Below are 18,559 nucleotides of genomic sequence, written 5' to 3'. Positions count from 1 at the left end.
ATCCTGCTGTTACGGGGTCTGACTGACAGGGATGCAGGAAGGTTCCCACAAAAAATATTTCATCTTTACAGGGCCGGACGCTTGTCCAGAGCTGCATTGCGCAACGCCGCAATGACGCAGGGTTCCAGCCGCCCTTCGGCGATCATCACGTCACGGTGCAGGCCGTCCACCACGTCGGTCAGCAAGCGCTTGTCGCTCAACTGGGCCTGATTGAATTCTCGTTCCACCACAATGGCGCCGCTGCTGTTCTTCAGCGTCACCAGACATTCACCATGGCTGCCGCGAGGGGTCAGCGTCACCTGATACGGGCTCAGAGCCTCACCGAGCAATAGACTGATACTTTCCATCTCGATCTCCACTCAATAGTCCGAAAACACAGTGCCTGGGGCGTGTTCACATTAAATGACCACCGGCCCGAGAAGAAAGTTCTGCCTGTCACGTTCCGACCTTGCAGGACCGTGTCTGACAGAGCATGCATGGCGAAGATGACAGAAAAATATTCGCCGGTATCAGGCCTCGATGAGTGCCTGCGCAGTGATCAGATAACTGTCCAGCAGACCTCGCATCAACACCGCCGAAACCGGTGTCTGCAGACGCCCCAGCAGGCGCAGGCGTTGTTGACGAAGCACCGGCTCCAGGTCACTCAACAAACTCTGCGCGACCGAGCCCAGCAGAATCAGGGCACGCGCCTCATGGTGCGCCGCCAGGTGATGAATCAATGCCAACCCATCGCCACCTTTGAGCTGCGGATCGCAAATGGCGATATCGACCGCACCGCGATGCCCCAGTGAAGACAAGGCTGACGCCAGCGAAGGCGCGGTCAATACGTCGTAGATGCCGATGGCATTGAGCATTTGATGCAATGCCATCAGCTGGAACGGGTTGGGTTCAAGAATCAGGACTTTAAGCGAGCGCATGGGCGACCTCTGGAGCGATCATCGCGGACTCTCACCGCAGGTGTCGTTCACTCTAGGGCAGGCGTCTTAAGCCTCCCATCAGAAAAGTAGCCGCGTCTTGCAGGACATTTCCCTTCTTTACTGCAGACAGCGACACCCGCTCTCGGTCCGACGCTGGGTGATGTCGGTCCAGCCGCCCAACAAGCCGCGCAATTTGCCGTCGCCGCTGTAAAACGGCACGGTCCACTGATAAACCTCGCGAGGCCCGCCCTTGAACAGCAGTTGACGTTTGCTGAAGCGCGACTTGCGGGTTTGCAACTGGGCGATGAATTCGTCGTGGAGCATCCGCGCGGTGGTTTCCGGAAACGCATCGACTTCGATCAGCAAGCGTCCCTGCATCTGGTCCTGGCGCACCGACAGCGCTTCCTCGTAACTGCGATTGCAGATGATCAAACGCCCGTGCAGATCACGGACAAACACCGGATCCGGCATCGAATCGATCAGGGCATGCTGAAAGGCCAGTTGATCGCCCAACTCCTTTTCCGCCGCGCAGCGCAGCTTGATCACGGCCGCCAGGCGCCGGTTCCACACCAGCGACAGCATTCCGAAAACGCCGATTCCCCCCATCGCCCAGCATGCCCACTCGACCAGGCGCTTCCACACGGAGGGCACGGGCGGCGGCGAAACGCCTGCCAGCCACTTGAGACGAATCGCCCGCAACTCCGCAGCAGGGAAAGCTTCCAGCGCCTTGTTAAGAATACTCAGTAGTTGCGGCATGCCTTTTCGTACAGCCAGATGATCGGCTTCCCACTTGCCCTCTACCAGAGCACCGACCTTGAGCATGCCCAACGGATAGAGCTGCGCGCCGATTTCGTTTTCGATGGTTGCGTAGGCTTCCCCACTCTCGACCAGCGCCCGCGCTTCGGCGTAGGTTTTCACCGAGCGTATTTCAATCGACGGATAATCGCGCCGAATCGCATCCTCCAGGGCATGACGGGCGGGCAGCACCAGAACGCGCTTCGCCAGTTGCTCGAAAGACTCCACCCTCGGGGCATTGGCATGTCCGACAAACACCCAGCCAGCCCCTCCGAAAGCATGACTGAAATCGAGAAAGGCCTTGCGTTCATCGCTCATGGCCAACGTCGTACTGATGTCCGCGACCCCGCTTTGCAGGCGATCGAGCATATGGTCGGTAGAGAACGATTCCTGGTGCTCGAATTGCAGTCCGGTCATTGCGCTGACCCGCTTGAGCACATCGTTGTTCAGACCGCTCCACTGGCCGTGTTCGTCCTGAAACAGGTACAGCGGATATTGCACCGATGCCACCGTTACTCTGGGGTTGTCACGGATCCATTGCCGCTCGTGCGCATCCAGCTCGACAGCCGGCACATTGCCCGACGCATTGGCCTGATCGAGTGCCATCTGCGCTGCCACGCCGCTGTGCATCCATCCCAGCACCGCCAACAAAAACAACCAGCCCAGTGCCGGTTTCAAACCTCTGTAAAACAGCATTGCCATTTCCTTCGTGATCGACTCACCCGTCCTTCGTGGGTGAAAACCCGAGCAGTGTGGCAGCAGAAACAAAAAAGCCCGTCAGGAGACGGGCTTCAAAATGTGACAGCTTTTACTGGCTTAGAGTGGCTTGCCGCGGTTGCCATGCTGGCTGACAAAGGCTTGCACGGCTTTCAGGTCGTTTGGCAGAACCGTGCAACGCTCGTTTCGCTCAAACAAATCAGAAAGATGTGCAGGTAGTTCGAGCGCTTTTCCTACACCCGCTTTCTCCACTGCCTCAGGAAACTTGACCGGATGGGCAGTGCCCAGAATCACCATCGGGATATCCAGACTGCGACGGCATTCGCGCGCAGCTTTCACACCGATGGCAGTGTGCGGGTCGAGGACTTCACCGGTTTGCTCGTAGACGTCGGCGATGGTTTCGCAGGTCTGCGCATCGTCCACCGCCAGCGAATCGAACAGCTTGCGTGCTTCGGTCCAGCGTTCTTGTTCGACGCTGAAACTGCCGTCCTTTTTGAACGAGTCCATCAGGCCGGCAATCGCCGCACCGTTTCGACCGTGCAGGTCGAACAGCAGGCGCTCGAAGTTCGACGAAACCATGATGTCCATCGACGGCGACAGCGTTGCGTGCAGGGTTTCCTTGACGTACTGGTTGCCGCTCATGAAGCGGTGCAGGATGTCGTTGCGGTTGGTCGCCACGATCAACTGATTGATCGGCAGGCCCATGTTGCGCGCCAGGTAGCCGGCGAAGATGTCGCCGAAGTTGCCGGTCGGTACCGAGAACGACACCGAACGCGCCGGACCGCCCAACTGCAGGGACGCATGGAAGTAGTAAACGATCTGGGCCATGATCCGCGCCCAGTTGATCGAGTTCACCGCCACCAGACGCGTGCCTTTTAGGAAGCTCTGGTCGGCGAAGCTGTTCTTGACCATTTCCTGGCAGTCATCGAAGTTGCCTTCGATGGCGATGTTGTGGATGTTCTCGCCGAAGATCGTCGTCATCTGCCGACGCTGCACTTCCGATACACGCTGATGCGGGTGCAGGATGAAGATGTCGACGTTTTCGCAGTGCTTGCAGCCTTCGATGGCCGCAGAACCGGTATCACCAGAGGTGGCACCGACAATCACCACGCGCTCACCGCGCTTTTCCAGCACGTAATCAAGCAGACGACCGAGCAGTTGCAGAGCGAAGTCCTTGAACGCCAGGGTCGGGCCATGGAACAGCTCCAGCACCCATTCATTACCGTTCAACTGACGCAATGGCGCCACGGCGCTGTGGGCGAACACACCGTAGGTTTCTTCGAGAATCTTTTTGAAATCGGCATCCGGGATGCTGCCGGTGACAAACGGGCGCATCACCCGGAAGGCCAGTTCGTGGTATGGCAGGCCAGCCCAGGAAGCGATCTCTTCCTGAGTGAAACGTGGCAGGTTTTCCGGGACGTACAGACCGCCATCGGTCGCCAGACCGGCAAGCAGGACCTCTTCGAAATTCAGGGCCGGGGCCTGGCCGCGAGTACTGATATATCGCATTTTTTTCAAACCTTCGGTTTGAGCTGCAAGCTGCAAGCTGCAAGTCGCAAGTAAAAGCCAGACTGCTTCTCTCTTGCCGCTTGCAGCTCGAAGCTTGCCGCTGCTTTTAGTTCAAATGTTCGACACGGATCCGTACAACCGGGCCGTCGACGCCAGCCAGTGCTTCCAGCGCGGTGATCGCATCATTGATGCGTTGCTCGACCACGCGGTGGGTCAGCAGGATCATCGGCACCAGGCCGTCATGCTCTTCGACTTCCTTCTGCATGATCGATTCGATATTGATGCCGCGCTCCGACAGGATGCTCGCCACCTGCGCCAGTACGCCCGGATGATCCTTGGCGTGAATGCGCAGGTAGTAAGCGCTTTCGCAGGCTTCGATCGGCAGGATCGGATGCGCCGACAGCGAGTCCGGCTGGAAGGCCAGGTGCGGCACACGGTTTTCCGGGTCGGAAGTCATCGCGCGAACCACGTCGACCAGATCGGCGATCACCGACGAAGCGGTCGGCTCCATGCCAGCGCCGGCGCCATAGAACAGCGTCGAACCGGCCGCATCACCGTTGACCATGACGGCGTTCATCACGCCGTTGACGTTGGCGATCAGGCGATCGGCCGGAATCAGCGTCGGGTGCACGCGCAATTCGATGCCGGCGTCAGTGCTGCGCGCCACACCCAAGTGCTTGATGCGATAGCCCAGCGCTTCAGCGTAGTTGACGTCGGCAGTGGTCAGTTTGGTGATGCCTTCGGTGTACGCCTTGTCGAATTGCAGCGGAATACCGAAGGCGATAGACGCCAGAATGGTCAGCTTGTGCGCGGCATCGATGCCTTCGACGTCGAAGGTCGGATCGGCTTCGGCGTAACCCAGCGCTTGCGCTTCGGCGAGCACGTCTTCGAACGTACGACCTTTTTCGCGCATTTCGGTGAGGATGAAGTTGCCGGTGCCGTTGATGATCCCGGCAACCCAGTTGATGCGGTTGGCGGACAGGCCTTCGCGGATCGCCTTGATCACCGGAATGCCACCGGCCACGGCCGCTTCGAATGCCACGATCACGCCTTTCTCGCGTGCCTTGGCGAAAATTTCATTACCGTGAACGGCTATCAGCGCCTTGTTCGCGGTGACCACATGCTTGCCATTCTCGATGGCCTTGAGTACCAGCTCGCGGGCAACGGTGTAGCCGCCCATCAGCTCTATGACGATGTCGATCTCAGGGTTCGTGGCCACTTCGAAGACATCGTTGGTAATCGCAATACCGGTCGTCTGGAACTGAGGCTTTGGCGTGCGCGTGGCAATTTGCGCCACTTCGATTCCACGCCCGGCACGACGAGCAATTTCCTCGGCGTTGCGCTGAAGTACGTTGAAGGTACCGCCACCGACGGTCCCTAACCCACAGATGCCTACTTTGACCGGATTCACTGTGAACTCCCCATGAAACGGCCGACACAGGGTCGGCCGGAAAACAACCGCGTGCTCGCGGCTCTCTGTTGATGGCCCGGCGCTGCTGCTGCCGGACCACGATCGTCAACGGTTACCCGTGACGATGCGAATTACTTCGCGCCCAGCGCCAGTTTGGCGACTTGTGGCGCCGGCTGGTAGCCCGGAATGACCTGGCCGTCGGCCAAAACGATGGCCGGTGTACCGTTCACGCCGATCGACTGACCGAGCGCGAACTGTTTGGAAACCGGGTTATCGCACTTGGCGGCTTTGATTTCCTTGCCATCGACCATTTTGTCCATGGCGGCTTTCTTGTCTTTCGAGCACCAAACCGCTTGCAGCTGTTCGTCGCCAGGCGAATTCAGGCCCTGGCGCGGGAACGCCACGTAGCGCACTTCGATGCCGCGCTTGTTCAGCTCGGGCACTTCGGCATGCAGTTTGTGGCAGTACGGACAGGTGGTGTCGGTGAACACGGTGATGTGCGATTTGGTCTCGCCCACGGCCGGGTAGACCAGGGTTTCGGCCACCGGGATGGCATTGATCAGTTTGGAAATGCCCAGGCGTTCGGTCTTCTCGGTCAGGTTGACCGGTTTGCCATTCGCGAGCTGGTACAGGTTGCCCTGCACGATGTACTGGCCATCGGCACTGGCGTACAGCACGCGGCTGCCTTTGAGTTTGACTTCGTACATGCCAGGCAACGGGCTGGCACTGATGCTTTCGACCGGAACCTCGAGTTCGAGTTTTTCCAGGCTTTGACGAATGGCTTTGTCAGCCGCGTCGTCGGCGACGGCAAAGGTGCTCACCAGCGCAATAGCGGCGGCGGCGAAAATCTGGGTCAGACGCATGAGTACTCCTGAGGGCGGGCCAATGAAACGATCAGAACGCCCGTGCGAAACACCGGGTCATAACCGTCCATCGTGCAAACCGGCAAAGCCTAACACATAAGGTCACGAGGGCCGAATGCGCCTGTCGCCACACACTCATGTGCAACTGACACATCTTCATGCTTGTACAGTTGACCCACAACCACATGTGGCTGACACACATTATTGTGGCGAGGGGATTTATCCCCGCCGGGTTGCGAAGCAGCCCTAAACCATCCACCGCGATCTTTCAGTCAAAATCGAGCCAGCCGGGTTTGCGACTGCTGCGCAGCCGAACGGGGATAAATCCCCTCACCACAGGTAATTCTCTCAACATGGAAGCCTGCCTTAGCCGCGAGGGTGGTGTTTCGCGTGCAGATCCTGCAAGCGGGCGCGGGCGACATGGGTATAGATCTGCGTCGTAGAGAGGTCGCTGTGCCCGAGCAGCATCTGCACCACGCGCAAGTCCGCGCCGTGGTTGAGCAGGTGCGTGGCGAACGCGTGACGCAATGTGTGCGGCGACAGCGATTTGCTGATCCCGGCGACCTTGGCCTGATGCTTGATCCGATGCCAGAACGTCTGCCGGGTCATCTGCTCGCCGCGCTGGCTGGGGAACAGCACATCGCTGGGGCGGCCACCGAGTAATTCTTGACGGCCATCACGCATATAGCGCTCGACCCAGACAATCGCCTCCTCGCCCATCGGCACCAGACGCTCCTTGCTGCCCTTGCCCATCACCCGCAATACGCCTTGGCGCAGATTGACCTGCTCCAGTGTCAGGCTGATCAGTTCGGTCACGCGCAGGCCACAGGCATACAGCACTTCAAGCATCGCGCGGTCGCGCTGACCGATGGCTTCACTCAGGTCCGGTGCCTTGAGCAGCGCTTCGACATCGGCTTCCGATAGCGATTTGGGCAACGGCCGGCCCAATTGCGGCATGTCGACGCGCAACGTCGGGTCGACGCTGATCAGTTTTTCCCGCAGCAGATAGCGATAAAAACCACGCACCCCGGAGAGAAATCTCGCGGTGGAGCGCGGCTTGTAGTTTTGCTCCAGCCGCCACGCCAAGTGATCGAGGATCAACTCGCGGCCGGCATTGATCAGTTCGAGATTTTTCTCCTGCAACCAGCCGTTGAACAGCGCGAGGTCGCTGCGATAGGCGTCGCGGGTGTTGTCGGACAGGCCTTTCTCCAGCCATAAAGCGTCGAGGAATTGATCAATCAGCGGATGGTCGATGGCAGGCATGGGTGCTCAGGGCAGGGCTTTTTCAAGCTGCGTGCAAATAGAGAATAAAGGCGCGCTAGTCTTTCATAGCCGGCCAGATCAAGAAACAGGCAGCTTCATTGAATGAGGCGTGTCAGATTGATCCGGTAAATCGCAGGCAACAAAAAAGCAGCCCGTAGGCTGCTTTTTTCTGCATCGGAAGCTGGGCTTAAGCCAGTTTTTCCTTGATGCGGGCTGCTTTACCCGACAGGTCGCGCAGGTAGTACAGCTTGGCTTTACGTACGTCACCGCGACGTTTAACAGCCATGCTGTCGATCTGCGGGGAGTAGGTCTGGAAAGTACGTTCTACGCCAACACCGTTGGAGATTTTACGAACGGTGAACGCACTGTTCACGCCGCGGTTACGCTTGGCGATTACAACGCCTTCGAACGCTTGCAGACGGGAACGATCGCCTTCCTTCACTTTCACCTGAACGACAATAGTGTCGCCTGGGGCGAAGGTAGGGATTTCTTTGCTCATCTGCTCTGCTTCGAGTGCAAGGATGATTTTGTTGGTCATGCTGTGCTCCTAAGGTAAATCGTTCGATCTACCATCGATACGTTGTTAACTATCGTCCCGCTCGCGGATGTATTCCTCGAGCAGCTTCTTCTCTTCTCCAGAAAGCGAGCGGCTTTCCAGAAGATCGGCGCGTCGTTCATAGGTCCGACCAAGGGACTGCTGTAAACGCCAACGCCGGATATGCGCGTGATTGCCACTCAGCAACACGTCGGGAACACGCTGATCCGCATACACCTCCGGTCGGGTGTAGTGCGGGCAATCCAGCAGACCATCCGTAAAGGAATCTTCCTCAGCGGAATCCGCATGCCCTAAAGCTCCAGGCAGCAGTCGTGTAACCGCATCGATCAGGACCATGGCCGGCAGCTCGCCGCCAGACAGTACATAGTCGCCAATCGACCACTCTTCATCGACATGAGCCTCAATAAAGCGCTCGTCAATGCCTTCGTAACGGCCGGCAATCAGGATCAATGCATCCGATTGTGCCAGCTCGCGTACCGCCGACTGAGTCAGTTGACGGCCTTGGGGGGACAGGTAAATCACCTTCGCCGCCTCCCCGGCTGCTGCCTTGGCCTGAGCCAGCGCATCTTCCAGGGGCTTGATCTTCATCACCATGCCCGGACCACCGCCAAACGGGCGATCGTCCACAGTGTGATGCCGATCCGTCGTGTAATCTCGCGGATTCCAACAGGTCAGCTGCAAGAGCCCCTGTTTGACCGCACGACTGGTGATGCCGTAATCGCCAATGGCGGAAAACATCTCGGGAAACAAACTGATCACTTCTACGCGCAAGTTAGCCACGTTCAGAAGTCCGCGTCCCAATCCACCTTCATCTCGCCCGCTTCCAGGTCGACAGCCAACACGCATTGCTCCGTATAGGGCAACAGGCGTTCGCGATCATCCAGGCTGCCAGCGCAAGGCTTGACGACCATTACATCATTGGCGCCGGTTTCCAGAAGATGATCGATTTTCCCGAGCAGTTGCCCAAGGGTGTCGATGACCTTCAGACCTTCCAGCTGGTACCAGTAGTACTCGCCTTCGGTCAATTCAGCGAACAGGTTGCGCGGCACGCAGATCTCATAACCGGCCAGAAGACGAGCTTCTTCACGATCATCGAGACCCTTGAGCTTGGCGACCAGGAACTTGTCGCTCCCGCGTCCACTGACCAGCTCGACCTGTTTGACATTGCCTTCGCGCTTGAGCGTCCAGGTTTTGTACTGCAACAGGTTTTCAGTCGGATCAGTAAAGGAATAAACCTTCACTTCGCCGCGAACGCCATGAACAGAATAAATTTTGCCAATAACGATCAAATCATCGGCAGGGGCTGGCGTCGCGTTCATATTGCTCAGGCCGCAGCCTTGGCAGATTCCTTCAACAACTGAGCAACGCGCTCAGAAGGTTGTGCACCAACGCTCAGCCAGTAGGCAACGCGCTCTTGGTTCACGGACAGACGGATTTCCTGACCACGGGCAACAGGGTTGAAGAAACCAACCTGTTCTTTGTGGGAGCCGTCACGCGGGTTACGCGAGTCGGTTACGGTCAGGTGGTAAAACGGGCGCTTTTTGGAGCCGCCAAGGGCAAGACGGATTGTTAGCATGTGAACATCGTTCCTGTAGTCGGTGCTGCAAATCTAAATGCACAGCGGGCATGGGTGCCCGAAAGGCCGCATATTCTAAGGAATATCCGGACTTTTGCAAATGACTTTTTCCGGCGCCCATGGCATGCCGTGCAGATTTGCATAGAGAGCCGTCGATAAAAACGGCCAGTCAGCTCCCGCCGAGTGCGGGTTTGCTGTTGATCCTGCGTCCTTGCAGGGTCTGCGCCGGTGCGACGACCGGCGAAGTCTTTACATTTTCGGCATGCCGCCGCCGGGCAACATACCGCCCATGCCGCGCATCATTTTTGCCATACCGCCCTTGGCGGTGAATTTCTTCATCATCTTCTGCATCTGCTTGTGTTGCTTGATCAAGCGGCCGATGTCCTGCACCTGCGTGCCGGAACCCATGGCGATCCGACGCTTGCGCGAACCGCTGATCAGCTCAGGGTCGCGGCGCTCGGCCGGGGTCATGGAATTGATGATGGCTTCCATCTGTTTGAATTGTTTCTCTGCGGCATTCTGGGCGTTGCCCATCTGCGACAGGTTGACGCCGCCGATGCTCGGCAGTTTGTCCATGAGGCCGCCGAGGCCGCCCATGTTCTTCATCTGTTGCAGCTGATCGCGGAAGTCTTCGAGGTCGAAGCCCTTGCCCTTTTTCAGCTTCTTGGCCAGCTTGTCGGCCTTGTCCTTGTCCAGCGTCGCTTCAGCCTGCTCGATCAGGCTGAGCACGTCGCCCATGCCAAGGATCCGCGAGGCGATACGCTCAGGGTGGAACGGATCGAGGGCTTCGCTCTTCTCGCCCATACCGATGAACTTGATCGGCTTGCCGGTGATGGCGCGCACCGACAGCGCGGCACCGCCACGGGCGTCGCCGTCGACCTTGGTCAGGATTACGCCGGTCAGCGGCAGCGCATCGCCGAACGCCTTGGCGGTGTTGGCGGCGTCCTGACCGGTCATGGCATCGACCACGAACAGGGTTTCGACCGGGTTGATCGCGGCGTGCAGCGCCTTGATCTCACCCATCATCTCTTCGTCGATGTGCAGACGGCCGGCGGTGTCGACGATGACCACGTCGATGAATTTCAGTTTGGCTTCTTTAATAGCCGCATTGGCGATGTCGACCGGCTTCTGGCTCAGATCGGACGGGAAGAATGTCACGCCAATGTCGTTGGCCAGGGTTTCCAGTTGCTTGATCGCGGCCGGACGGTAAATGTCCGCAGACACGACCATGACCGACTTCTTCTTGCGCTCTTTAAGGAAGCGCGCCAGCTTACCGGCAGTGGTGGTTTTACCCGCGCCCTGCAGACCGGCCATCAGAATCACGGCTGGCGGAACGGCACTCAGGTTGAGGTCTTCGTTGGCCGCGCCCATCAGGCTTTCGAGTTCGGCCTGGACGATCTTCACGAACGCCTGGCCCGGCGTCAGGCTGCGCGACACCTCGGTGCCAACAGCGCGCTCCTTGACCGAATTGACGAAGTCCTTGACCACCGGCAGTGCGACGTCAGCTTCGAGCAACGCCATGCGCACTTCACGCAGGGTGTCTTTGATATTGTCCTCGGTCAGCTTGGCCTTGCCGGTGACATGGCGCAGCGTCTGCGAGAGACGGTCGGTTAAGTTTTCAAACATTGCGCGATCCTTTCAGGCCCTGTACGAACCGGGATAATGGCGGCCCAGACCGGAATCAACATGTGCTCGGCGAGCCTGCGGCGTGGGCAGGTCGCGGATTATAGCGAAGACTGCGGCCGGCGGACACCTCGCTGTCAGCTTGCGGAGTCTTTCGTGCCGTGCCGGTTCTATGCCAAACTCAGCGCCTTTCGGGCTCGCCTAACAGGATTTATGCTCCCCTTGTCACCCAGTTTGCTGACCACCCTCGCCGCCGCCCTGCTCTATGCCGCTGCGACCGTCTATCAAAGTACCCGCCTGGCCACCGGCGCCAAGGCGAACAAGCGCCTGCTGGTCAGCCTCGGCGTATTTGCCGTGCTCGCCCACGGCGCCAGCCTGCTTACTCATCTATTGACCCCGATCGGCCTCGGCCTGGACTTCTTCAGCGCGTCCAGCCTGATTGCCGCTGCGGTGATTGCCCTGACTCTGCTGGCCTGTTCGCGGATCCCGGTGGAAAACCTGCTGGTGCTGCTGTTCCCGCTCGGTGCGATCACGGTATTGCTGGCGCAGTTCGCGCCGACCGGCACAGTGCAGATCATCGACGAAGAGCCGGGCATTCTCGCGCACATTCTATTGTCGATCCTCGCCTACGGCATGTTCACCATCGCCGTGTTCCAGGCGTTGCTGCTGCTGGTTCAGGACCATCAGCTCAAGCACAAGCACCCGTCCGGACTGATCAAGAACTTTCCGCCCCTGCAAACCATGGAAAGCCTGCTGTTCGGCTTTCTCTGGGCCGGCTGGACGCTGCTGTCGCTGTCGCTGATTTCCGGTTGGCTGTTCGTTGAGAATCTGTTCGCCCAGCATCTGGTGCACAAGACCCTGCTGGCCTGTCTGGCATGGATCGTCTTCAGCGTGCTGTTGTGGGGTCGCAACCGTCTGGGCTGGCGCGGCCACAAAGCGATTCGCTGGACCCTCGCCGGTTTCTGCCTGCTGATGCTGGCGTACTTCGGCAGCAAACTGGTTCGTGAATACATACTGCACATCTGACGGGCGGCATAAATGGACGGTTTGCCCATAGGGCCGATGCTCGCGGTATTTGTCCTGCTGATCTTATGGTCAGGGCTGTTTACCGCCGTCGAAATCGCGCAGCAGCACCTGCTCGCGCAACGTATCGCCTCGCGCGCCAGCGACAAGCCGCTGGCGAAGCTGAGCTTCCCGCTCGACAGCCTTATCCTCTGCAACACCCTGTGCCGCGCCCTCGCCGTGATCCTCGCGACGCTGCTGGCGATTTTTCTCTGCGAAGAAAATGGCCCGTGGGCGGCCTGCCTTGGCGCCGGTGCCATCCTGCTGGTGTTCGCCGATTATTTCCCGCGCACTTTGGCCCGGCGCTATCCCGACGCCGTGCTGGCGTTCGGCAATGCCCTGCTGGCCGTACCGATGAAAATCGTCTACCCGTTCGCGTGGCTGTTCAGCCGGGTCAGCGCTTTGCTGCTGACCCCGTTCACGCGCAAGGCTCAGGTGGTGCAACAGAGCGAGGACGAGTTGCCGGCCGATCACGATGATGATCCCGAACATCCGGTCCGCGCCCACCCGGTGTCGGGCATTCATGCGCTGGACAACATCACGGTCAACGACATTCTGGTGCCGCGCAGTGACGTCGACGGCATCAACCTCGACGATCCGATCGAAGAGATCATCGAGCAACTGCGCGAGAACAAGCGCACGCGTCTGCCGGTGTTTCACAGTGACATCAATCAGGTCGAAGCGGTGCTCAACACTCGCCAGATCGGCCATTTGCTGAGCAACGGCGGATTGACCCGCGAGGCGCTGCTGGCCGCCAGCTACGAGCCCTACTTCGTCCCGGAAAGCACGCCGCTGCAATTGCAACTGCTGAACTTCCACAAACAGCAACGCCGTCTCGGCATGGTCGTGGACGAGTACGGTGAAGTGCTGGGCATCGTCACCCTTGAAGACATTCTCGAAGAAATCGTCGGCGAATTCGAAAGCGAGCACAGCCTCGACAATCCGCACATTCATCCCCAGGCCGACGGTCGAATGGTGATCGATGGCGCCGCGTCGATCCGCGACCTGAACAAGTGCCTGGGCTGGCACCTGCCGAGCGACGGGCCGAAGACCCTGAACGGCCTGGTCACCGAAGCGCTGGAAACCATTCCGGAAAGCGCGGTGTGCCTGAAGATCGGGCGTTATCGACTGGAAATCCTCGAGACCGAAGAGAACCGGGTGAGCAAGGTGCTGATCTGGCTGACCTCATCGGTGCCTGCTCTGGTGCCTGCTCGATAGAAGATCAAAAGATCGCAGCCTTCGGCAGCTCCTACCCTGCGATCTTTTGCGCTTGTTTGATCGTTAGCCCCCTTCCTATAATCGAGGCGCTTACCCAAGCGCCGTCGATCCCTGTGCTTACCCGGCACTGCCCGGATCCTGACTGTTTCCGCTGCAAACCGACGACTGTTCCTACTCGAAACAGCGCTCGCGCCCTACCCCACATCCCTGGGTGTTCCACCATAATAATTCGCTCCACTGGAGCTCATGACTGTCAGGGATCACCGCATGACGACCCATACCGCTTACAGCGAAACCGCGCCTGCCCAGCCGACCAATTCCGCCACCCGCGTGGCCACGGCAAGCTTTATCGGCACTGCTATCGAGTTCTACGACTTCTACGTTTACGCCACTGCTGCGGCGCTGGTGATCGGGCCGGTGTTCTTTCCGCAGACCTCCGGCACGGCGCAGATGCTTTCGGCGTTTCTCACTTTCGGCATTGCCTTCCTCGCCCGACCACTGGGTTCGGCACTGTTTGGCCACTTCGGCGACCGTATCGGCCGTAAATCGACGCTGGTCGCCTCGCTGCTGTTGATGGGCGTGTGCACCACCTTGATTGGCGTGCTACCGGGCTACGACAGCATTGGTGCCTGGGCGCCGATTCTGCTGTGCGTGCTGCGTTTCGGTCAGGGCCTGGGCCTTGGCGGCGAATGGGGCGGTGCGGCGCTACTGGCTACGGAGAACGCGCCGAAGGGCAAACGCGCGTGGTTCGGCATGTTCCCGCAGCTCGGGCCATCGATTGGTTTTCTTGCAGCCAACGGCCTGTTCCTGACCCTGGCGATGACGCTGGATGATGAACAGTTCCGCAGCTGGGGCTGGCGCATTCCGTTTCTGCTCAGCGCGGCGCTGGTGATGGTCGGCCTGTATGTGCGCCTCAAATTGCATGAAACGCCAGTGTTCGCCAATGCGATCGCCCGTCAGGAGCGAGTGAAAGTGCCGCTGGTCGAGTTGTTCAGCCAATACTGGGCGCCGACCTTGCTCGGTGCGGCGGCGATGGTGGTGTGCTATGCGCTGTTCTACATTTCGACGGTATTTTCCCTGAGCTACGGCGTGGCCACGCTGGGTTATAGCCGCGAAACGTTCTTGGGCCTGCTGTGCTTTGCCGTGTTGTTCATGGCCGCAGCGACGCCATTATCCGCTTGGGCCAGCGATCGTTACGGGCGCAAACCGGTGCTGATCATCGGTGGTGTGCTGGCGATTCTGTCCGGATTCCTGATGGAACCGTTGCTGACGCAGGGCTCGACCTGGGGCGTGGCGCTGTTTCTGTGCATCGAGTTGTTTTTGATGGGCGTGACATTCGCACCGATGGGCGCGCTGTTGCCTGAGCTGTTTCCGACCCACGTGCGTTATACCGGCGCTTCAGCGGCGTACAACCTGGGCGGCATCGTCGGGGCCTCGGCGGCGCCGTTCTTTGCGCAGAAACTGGTGGCGATGGGCGGGTTGAGCTATGTCGGCGGGTATGTGTCGGCGGCAGCGGTGTTGAGCCTGATCGCGGTGTTGTGTTTGAAGGAGACGCGCAATAACGATCTGAATCAGGTTGCCTGACAGAAGATCAAGAGCTTCGCGAGCAGGCTCGCTCCCACAGGGAAATGCATTCCAAATGTGGGAGCGAGCCTGCTCGCGAATGGATGCCGCGACCCGGTTTACAGCTCGACAACAACCGCCTGCGACGCACGGGTCGCCTTGGCGCGAGCAGCCTCGATCGACTCATCCCGCGCCAGCGCCACGCCCATGCGGCGCTGACCGTTCACTTCCGGCTTGCCGAACAGACGCAGCGCGGTATCCGGCTCGCTCAACGCAGCGCCCAGATTGGCGAATGCGGTCTGGGTCGACTGGCCTTCAACCAGAATCACTGCCGACGCCGACGGGCCGAACTGACGGATCAGCGGTACCGGCAGGCCGAGAATGGCGCGGGCATGCAGGGCGAACTGCGACAGGTCCTGAGAAATCAGCGTCACCAGCCCGGTGTCATGCGGCCGTGGCGAGACTTCGCTGAACCACACCTGGTCGCCCTTGATGAACAGCTCGACGCCGAACAGACCACGGCCACCCAGCGCTTCCGTCACAGCTTTGGCAACACGCTCGGATTCAGCCAGAGCAATCGGGCTCATGGCCTGCGGCTGCCAGGATTCCTGATAGTCACCCTTCTCCTGACGGTGACCGACCGGTGCGCAGAACGTGGTGCCGCCAATGTGGCGCACGGTCAGCAGGGTGATTTCGTAATCGAAATCGATGAAACCTTCGATGATCACCCGACCTTTGCCGGCGCGACCGCCCTCTTGCGCGTAATCCCAGGCTTTTTGCACATCATCGGCGCTGCGCAGCAGGCTCTGACCCTTGCCCGACGAACTCATTACCGGCTTGACCACGCAGGGGAAACCCAGGTCCTGAACGGCTTTGCTGTAGTCCTCGAAGGTGTCGGCAAAGTGGTACGGCGAAGTCGGCAGATCCAACTCTTCGGCAGCCAGACGACGAATACCTTCGCGGTTCATGGTCAGTTGCGCCGCACGCGCGGTCGGAATCACGGTGAAGCCTTCGGCTTCCAGCTCGACCAGCGTGGCGGTGGCGATGGCTTCGATTTCCGGCACGATGAAGTGCGGCTTCTCGGCTTCGATGACTGCACGCAGGGCGGCGCCGTCGAGCATGTTGATCACGTGGCTGCGATGGGCGACTTGCATGGCCGGCGCGTTGGCGTAGCGGTCGACGGCAACCACTTCAACGCCCAGGCGCTGCAGTTCGATTACCACTTCCTTGCCCAACTCACCACAGCCACACAGCAATACGCGGGTCGCGGTTGGCGACAATGGAGTTCCGATACGGGTCATCTCAGGTCCTCAAAGGAAGCGGATCATCGAGGAAAGCCACGCAGGTGCGCTTTCCATGGGGAGAAAGCGCGGCATTTTACATGAACCCGAGGGTTTGGCTTCAGCTGGCGACAGCCTGTTTGCGATCACGCCAGGCCATGATCAGCCAGACGGCGGTGACGCCGGCGAACTTCGAGGCCAGCGCGGTGATGATCACCGGCGGCGTCAAGGCGTCGATCATGCCGAAGAAGATGAAGGTATCCAGTGGAATACTCAGCGCCGAACTGATCCACAGACGATCACGCAATGGCCGCTTGGTGATGCTGAACACCAGCCAGTCGATGCACTCGGAGACCGCGAACGCCGTGGCGCTGGCCAGCGCGATGGAAGGGTCGGAAGTGATGTAGGAAAGCACCAGCGCCGCCAGCATCGCCACGATCGCGCCGTGACCGAAGCGCGTTTGCACCATGTCGCGCAGCACGAACACCAGCCCGCCCCAGGCCGACCAGATGATGTCCAGGTGCGGTGCGGTGGAAAAGGCGAAGTTGATCAGCACGACGCTGCTGATGTAGGCGATGAGAAAGATCATGGGGGCGGCCTGTCGATTTGGCGCACAGGTTACTTGAGCGCTGGTATTGCGCCAATAGGTGCGGTGACAGGACCGACGTCTTCGCGAGCAGGCTCGCTCCCACATTTGAATGCATTTCAAAGTGGGAGCGAGCCTGCTCGCGAAAGCGGTGGTTCAGACGCCTGACTTCGCGGGAATCATCCAGACCAATCCACTCGCTTTCGCCCGTTCATGACACAACCCCAGCACCACGCGGCGCTCGTCATTGTTCATGCGGCCCCAGCGGGTGATCTCCGCGACCGTGCGCTGGCACCCGGTACAAACGTCATCTTCATCCAGCGCGCAGATATTCACACACGGAGACGCGACTGGTCGTTCAACAGTCGTCATTGTTCCTGCTCGACCAGATCGCGGGCGTAACGCTGCGAGTTATGCACATAGTGCGCGGCGCTGGCTTCGAGCATCTTCTTTTGCGCCTCGGTCAGTTCACGCACGACCTTGCCCGGCGAGCCCATCACCAGCGAACCGTCGGGAATTTCCTTGCCTTCGCCGATCAGGGAATTGGCGCCGATGATGCAGTTCTTGCCGATCTTCGCGCCATTGAGAATCACCGCGTTGATGCCGATCAGACTGTAATCGCCGACCGTGCAGCCGTGGAGCATCGCGTTGTGGCCGATGGTCACGCCGGTACCGATGGTCAGTGGGTAGCCCATGTCGGTGTGCATTACCGTGCCGTCCTGCACGTTGCTGTTCTTGCCGATGAGGATCAGTTCGTTGTCGCCGCGCAATACGGCGTTGAACCAGACGTTGGCGCCCTCTTCCAGACGAACCTTGCCCACCAGCACGGCATTGGGCGCGACCCAGCTCTGTGGATGGGTTTCGACACGGGCGTCGCCCAGGCGGTATTTCATTTCGTTTTCCTCGGGCTCACGGCCGTTCGAACGACGGCTCAGGTATCGATAAAACTTTTCGGCGGTCGGTGCAGGCTGATTTTGGCGTCATAGAGCAGGTTGATCAACTCGACGATCATGATCGCCGTCAGGCCCCAGATCTTGTACTCGCCGAAGCGATAGCTCGGCACGTACCAGCTGCGGCCCTGATAGTCGATGCGATGGGTATGCTCGCGCGGGTCCTTGCGGAAGAATTCCAGCGGTACGCTGAAGACGGCGGCGATCTCGGCATCGTTGGGCTGGTATTCGACAAAGTCGGGAATCACCCCGACATACGGCGTTACCTTGATGCCGTGCAGGGAAATCAGCGGACTCAGCGGGCCGATGACTTCGACCAGACCCGGCGGCAGGCCGATTTCTTCTTCGGCTTCACGCAGGGCGGTGAATATGAGGTCGGGGTCTTCCGGGTCGCGGCGCCCTCCGGGGAAGGCGACCTCGCCGCCGTGGGTCGAAAGCCCGCTGGCGCGCAGGGTCAGGACCAGTTCCGGTTCGTCACTGCGGGTGATCGGCACCAGCACGGCGGCTTCGGGAAAACGTGCGTCGGTCTCCAGCGTGCGCGGTGTGTGGTTGCTTACCCTATGCAGTAGCTCGTCCAGCATGAGTGTTCTCGATCGGTGCCTTGCTCCGCATCATGCACCAATCAAAGCGAGCGCCCAAGCCCCCGAAACCCGTCGTGTCGCGAAACGAC

The 18,559-nt window shown here is 59.6% G+C and carries 20 protein-coding genes; 3 read left to right on the top strand and 17 right to left on the bottom strand.

Going from position 1 to position 18,559, the window contains the following annotated elements; all coding sequences use genetic code 11:
- Positions 1–65: 65 nt before the first annotated feature.
- The 12 genes from AB4N73_RS26775 to ffh all read right to left on the bottom strand — a co-directional run bounded on the left by AB4N73_RS26775 (position 66) and on the right by ffh (position 11,233).
- Positions 66–347 carry a DUF3509 domain-containing protein gene (locus AB4N73_RS26775; protein WP_016771530.1) on the bottom strand — a complete coding sequence of 94 codons (282 nt, stop codon included), beginning with the start codon at positions 345–347 and terminating at the stop codon, positions 66–68.
- A 162-nt stretch (positions 348–509) separates the two neighbouring features.
- Entirely contained in the window at positions 510–917 is a 408-nt protein-coding gene (locus tag AB4N73_RS26770; protein WP_041478191.1) for a response regulator, read from the bottom strand.
- Positions 918–1,034: 117 nt separating this feature from the next.
- Positions 1,035–2,408, bottom strand: a complete 1,374-nt coding sequence (locus tag AB4N73_RS26765; protein ID WP_095180449.1) for a transporter substrate-binding domain-containing protein — start codon at positions 2,406–2,408, stop codon at positions 1,035–1,037.
- A 120-nt stretch (positions 2,409–2,528) separates the two neighbouring features.
- Positions 2,529–3,938, bottom strand: coding sequence for a threonine synthase (thrC, locus tag AB4N73_RS26760; RefSeq protein ID WP_024011723.1), 1,410 nt, complete (start codon positions 3,936–3,938; stop codon positions 2,529–2,531).
- Between the two features lie 106 nt (positions 3,939–4,044).
- Complete coding sequence (locus AB4N73_RS26755; protein WP_024011722.1) at positions 4,045–5,349, bottom strand: homoserine dehydrogenase; 1,305 nt, start codon at positions 5,347–5,349, stop codon at positions 4,045–4,047.
- Positions 5,350–5,480: 131 nt separating this feature from the next.
- Positions 5,481–6,212, bottom strand: a complete 732-nt coding sequence (gene dsbC / locus AB4N73_RS26750) for a bifunctional protein-disulfide isomerase/oxidoreductase DsbC (protein ID WP_460142764.1) — start codon at positions 6,210–6,212, stop codon at positions 5,481–5,483.
- Positions 6,213–6,578: 366 nt separating this feature from the next.
- Positions 6,579–7,475 (bottom strand): site-specific tyrosine recombinase XerD, encoded by an 897-nt coding sequence (gene xerD, locus AB4N73_RS26745; RefSeq protein WP_406228343.1) that lies wholly within the window; start codon positions 7,473–7,475, stop codon positions 6,579–6,581.
- Positions 7,476–7,662: 187 nt separating this feature from the next.
- A complete protein-coding gene (rplS, locus tag AB4N73_RS26740) occupies positions 7,663–8,013 on the bottom strand; it encodes a 50S ribosomal protein L19 (protein ID WP_041478196.1) in 351 nt (116 codons plus the stop codon).
- Positions 8,014–8,058: 45 nt separating this feature from the next.
- Positions 8,059–8,811, bottom strand: a complete 753-nt coding sequence (gene trmD, locus AB4N73_RS26735; protein WP_038860625.1) for a tRNA (guanosine(37)-N1)-methyltransferase TrmD — start codon at positions 8,809–8,811, stop codon at positions 8,059–8,061.
- 2 nt (positions 8,812–8,813) lie between these two features.
- The gene (rimM, locus tag AB4N73_RS26730) at positions 8,814–9,350 is read right to left on the bottom strand and encodes a ribosome maturation factor RimM (protein WP_016771538.1); all 537 of its coding nucleotides are present in this window, start codon (positions 9,348–9,350) and stop codon (positions 8,814–8,816) included.
- 5 nt (positions 9,351–9,355) lie between these two features.
- The gene (gene rpsP, locus AB4N73_RS26725) at positions 9,356–9,607 is read right to left on the bottom strand and encodes a 30S ribosomal protein S16 (protein WP_003185073.1); all 252 of its coding nucleotides are present in this window, start codon (positions 9,605–9,607) and stop codon (positions 9,356–9,358) included.
- Between the two features lie 249 nt (positions 9,608–9,856).
- A complete protein-coding gene (gene ffh / locus AB4N73_RS26720; protein WP_007967791.1) occupies positions 9,857–11,233 on the bottom strand; it encodes a signal recognition particle protein in 1,377 nt (458 codons plus the stop codon).
- Positions 11,234–11,443: 210 nt separating this feature from the next.
- Here ffh and AB4N73_RS26715 point away from each other — a divergent pair, with 210 nt between their 5' ends.
- The 3 genes from AB4N73_RS26715 to AB4N73_RS26705 all read left to right on the top strand — a co-directional run bounded on the left by AB4N73_RS26715 (position 11,444) and on the right by AB4N73_RS26705 (position 15,094).
- Complete coding sequence (locus AB4N73_RS26715; protein ID WP_016771539.1) at positions 11,444–12,256, top strand: cytochrome C assembly family protein; 813 nt, start codon at positions 11,444–11,446, stop codon at positions 12,254–12,256.
- Positions 12,257–12,268: 12 nt separating this feature from the next.
- Positions 12,269–13,510, top strand: a complete 1,242-nt coding sequence (locus tag AB4N73_RS26710) for a CNNM domain-containing protein (protein ID WP_310214366.1) — start codon at positions 12,269–12,271, stop codon at positions 13,508–13,510.
- Between the two features lie 267 nt (positions 13,511–13,777).
- Entirely contained in the window at positions 13,778–15,094 is a 1,317-nt protein-coding gene (locus AB4N73_RS26705; RefSeq protein WP_041478199.1) for an MFS transporter, read from the top strand.
- Positions 15,095–15,192: 98 nt separating this feature from the next.
- Here AB4N73_RS26705 and purT read toward each other — a convergent pair whose 3' ends face one another.
- The 5 genes from purT to AB4N73_RS26680 all read right to left on the bottom strand — a co-directional run bounded on the left by purT (position 15,193) and on the right by AB4N73_RS26680 (position 18,470).
- Positions 15,193–16,374, bottom strand: coding sequence for a formate-dependent phosphoribosylglycinamide formyltransferase (gene purT, locus AB4N73_RS26700; RefSeq protein ID WP_150742857.1), 1,182 nt, complete (start codon positions 16,372–16,374; stop codon positions 15,193–15,195).
- Positions 16,375–16,474: 100 nt separating this feature from the next.
- Positions 16,475–16,942: a VUT family protein gene (locus tag AB4N73_RS26695; RefSeq protein WP_016771544.1), complete on the bottom strand. Its 468-nt coding sequence runs from the start codon at positions 16,940–16,942 to the stop codon at positions 16,475–16,477.
- Positions 16,943–17,095: 153 nt separating this feature from the next.
- On the bottom strand, positions 17,096–17,311 hold the full coding sequence (locus tag AB4N73_RS26690; protein ID WP_039759143.1) for a DUF1289 domain-containing protein: 216 nt from the start codon (positions 17,309–17,311) through the stop codon (positions 17,096–17,098).
- Positions 17,308–17,832, bottom strand: coding sequence for a gamma carbonic anhydrase family protein (locus tag AB4N73_RS26685; protein ID WP_016771546.1), 525 nt, complete (start codon positions 17,830–17,832; stop codon positions 17,308–17,310). Before AB4N73_RS26685 ends, AB4N73_RS26690 begins: the two co-directional genes overlap by 4 nt.
- 38 nt (positions 17,833–17,870) lie before the next feature.
- Positions 17,871–18,470 carry a CoA pyrophosphatase gene (locus AB4N73_RS26680; protein ID WP_016771547.1) on the bottom strand — a complete coding sequence of 200 codons (600 nt, stop codon included), beginning with the start codon at positions 18,468–18,470 and terminating at the stop codon, positions 17,871–17,873.
- Positions 18,471–18,559: the final 89 nt, after the last annotated feature.

This window comes from Pseudomonas sp. S3_B08 (assembly GCF_054667725.1).
The sequence above is the reverse complement of the archived record's forward strand: the minus strand, read 5'-3'. Positions and strand labels throughout refer to the sequence as shown.

Bases quoted from the DNA above. Each gene is read 5' to 3' on its own strand.
- rimM (WP_016771538.1), bottom strand. From the start codon at position 9,350: ATGAACGCGACGCCAGCCCCTGCCGATGATTTGATCGTTATTGGCAAA.
- AB4N73_RS26685 (WP_016771546.1), bottom strand. From the start codon at position 17,832: ATGAAATACCGCCTGGGCGACGCCCGTGTCGAAACCCATCCACAGAGC.
- ffh (WP_007967791.1), bottom strand. From the start codon at position 11,233: ATGTTTGAAAACTTAACCGACCGTCTCTCGCAGACGCTGCGCCATGTC.
- AB4N73_RS26690 (WP_039759143.1), bottom strand. From the start codon at position 17,311: ATGACGACTGTTGAACGACCAGTCGCGTCTCCGTGTGTGAATATCTGC.
- AB4N73_RS26695 (WP_016771544.1), bottom strand. From the start codon at position 16,942: ATGATCTTTCTCATCGCCTACATCAGCAGCGTCGTGCTGATCAACTTC.
- AB4N73_RS26715 (WP_016771539.1), top strand. From the start codon at position 11,444: ATGCTCCCCTTGTCACCCAGTTTGCTGACCACCCTCGCCGCCGCCCTG.
- dsbC (WP_460142764.1), bottom strand. From the start codon at position 6,212: ATGCGTCTGACCCAGATTTTCGCCGCCGCCGCTATTGCGCTGGTGAGC.
- xerD (WP_406228343.1), bottom strand. From the start codon at position 7,475: ATGCCTGCCATCGACCATCCGCTGATTGATCAATTCCTCGACGCTTTA.
- AB4N73_RS26680 (WP_016771547.1), bottom strand. From the start codon at position 18,470: ATGCTGGACGAGCTACTGCATAGGGTAAGCAACCACACACCGCGCACG.
- purT (WP_150742857.1), bottom strand. From the start codon at position 16,374: ATGACCCGTATCGGAACTCCATTGTCGCCAACCGCGACCCGCGTATTG.
- rplS (WP_041478196.1), bottom strand. From the start codon at position 8,013: ATGACCAACAAAATCATCCTTGCACTCGAAGCAGAGCAGATGAGCAAA.
- AB4N73_RS26770 (WP_041478191.1), bottom strand. From the start codon at position 917: ATGCGCTCGCTTAAAGTCCTGATTCTTGAACCCAACCCGTTCCAGCTG.
- rpsP (WP_003185073.1), bottom strand. From the start codon at position 9,607: ATGCTAACAATCCGTCTTGCCCTTGGCGGCTCCAAAAAGCGCCCGTTT.
- AB4N73_RS26705 (WP_041478199.1), top strand. From the start codon at position 13,778: ATGACGACCCATACCGCTTACAGCGAAACCGCGCCTGCCCAGCCGACC.
- AB4N73_RS26775 (WP_016771530.1), bottom strand. From the start codon at position 347: ATGGAAAGTATCAGTCTATTGCTCGGTGAGGCTCTGAGCCCGTATCAG.
- AB4N73_RS26710 (WP_310214366.1), top strand. From the start codon at position 12,269: ATGGACGGTTTGCCCATAGGGCCGATGCTCGCGGTATTTGTCCTGCTG.
- thrC (WP_024011723.1), bottom strand. From the start codon at position 3,938: ATGCGATATATCAGTACTCGCGGCCAGGCCCCGGCCCTGAATTTCGAA.
- AB4N73_RS26765 (WP_095180449.1), bottom strand. From the start codon at position 2,408: ATGCTGTTTTACAGAGGTTTGAAACCGGCACTGGGCTGGTTGTTTTTG.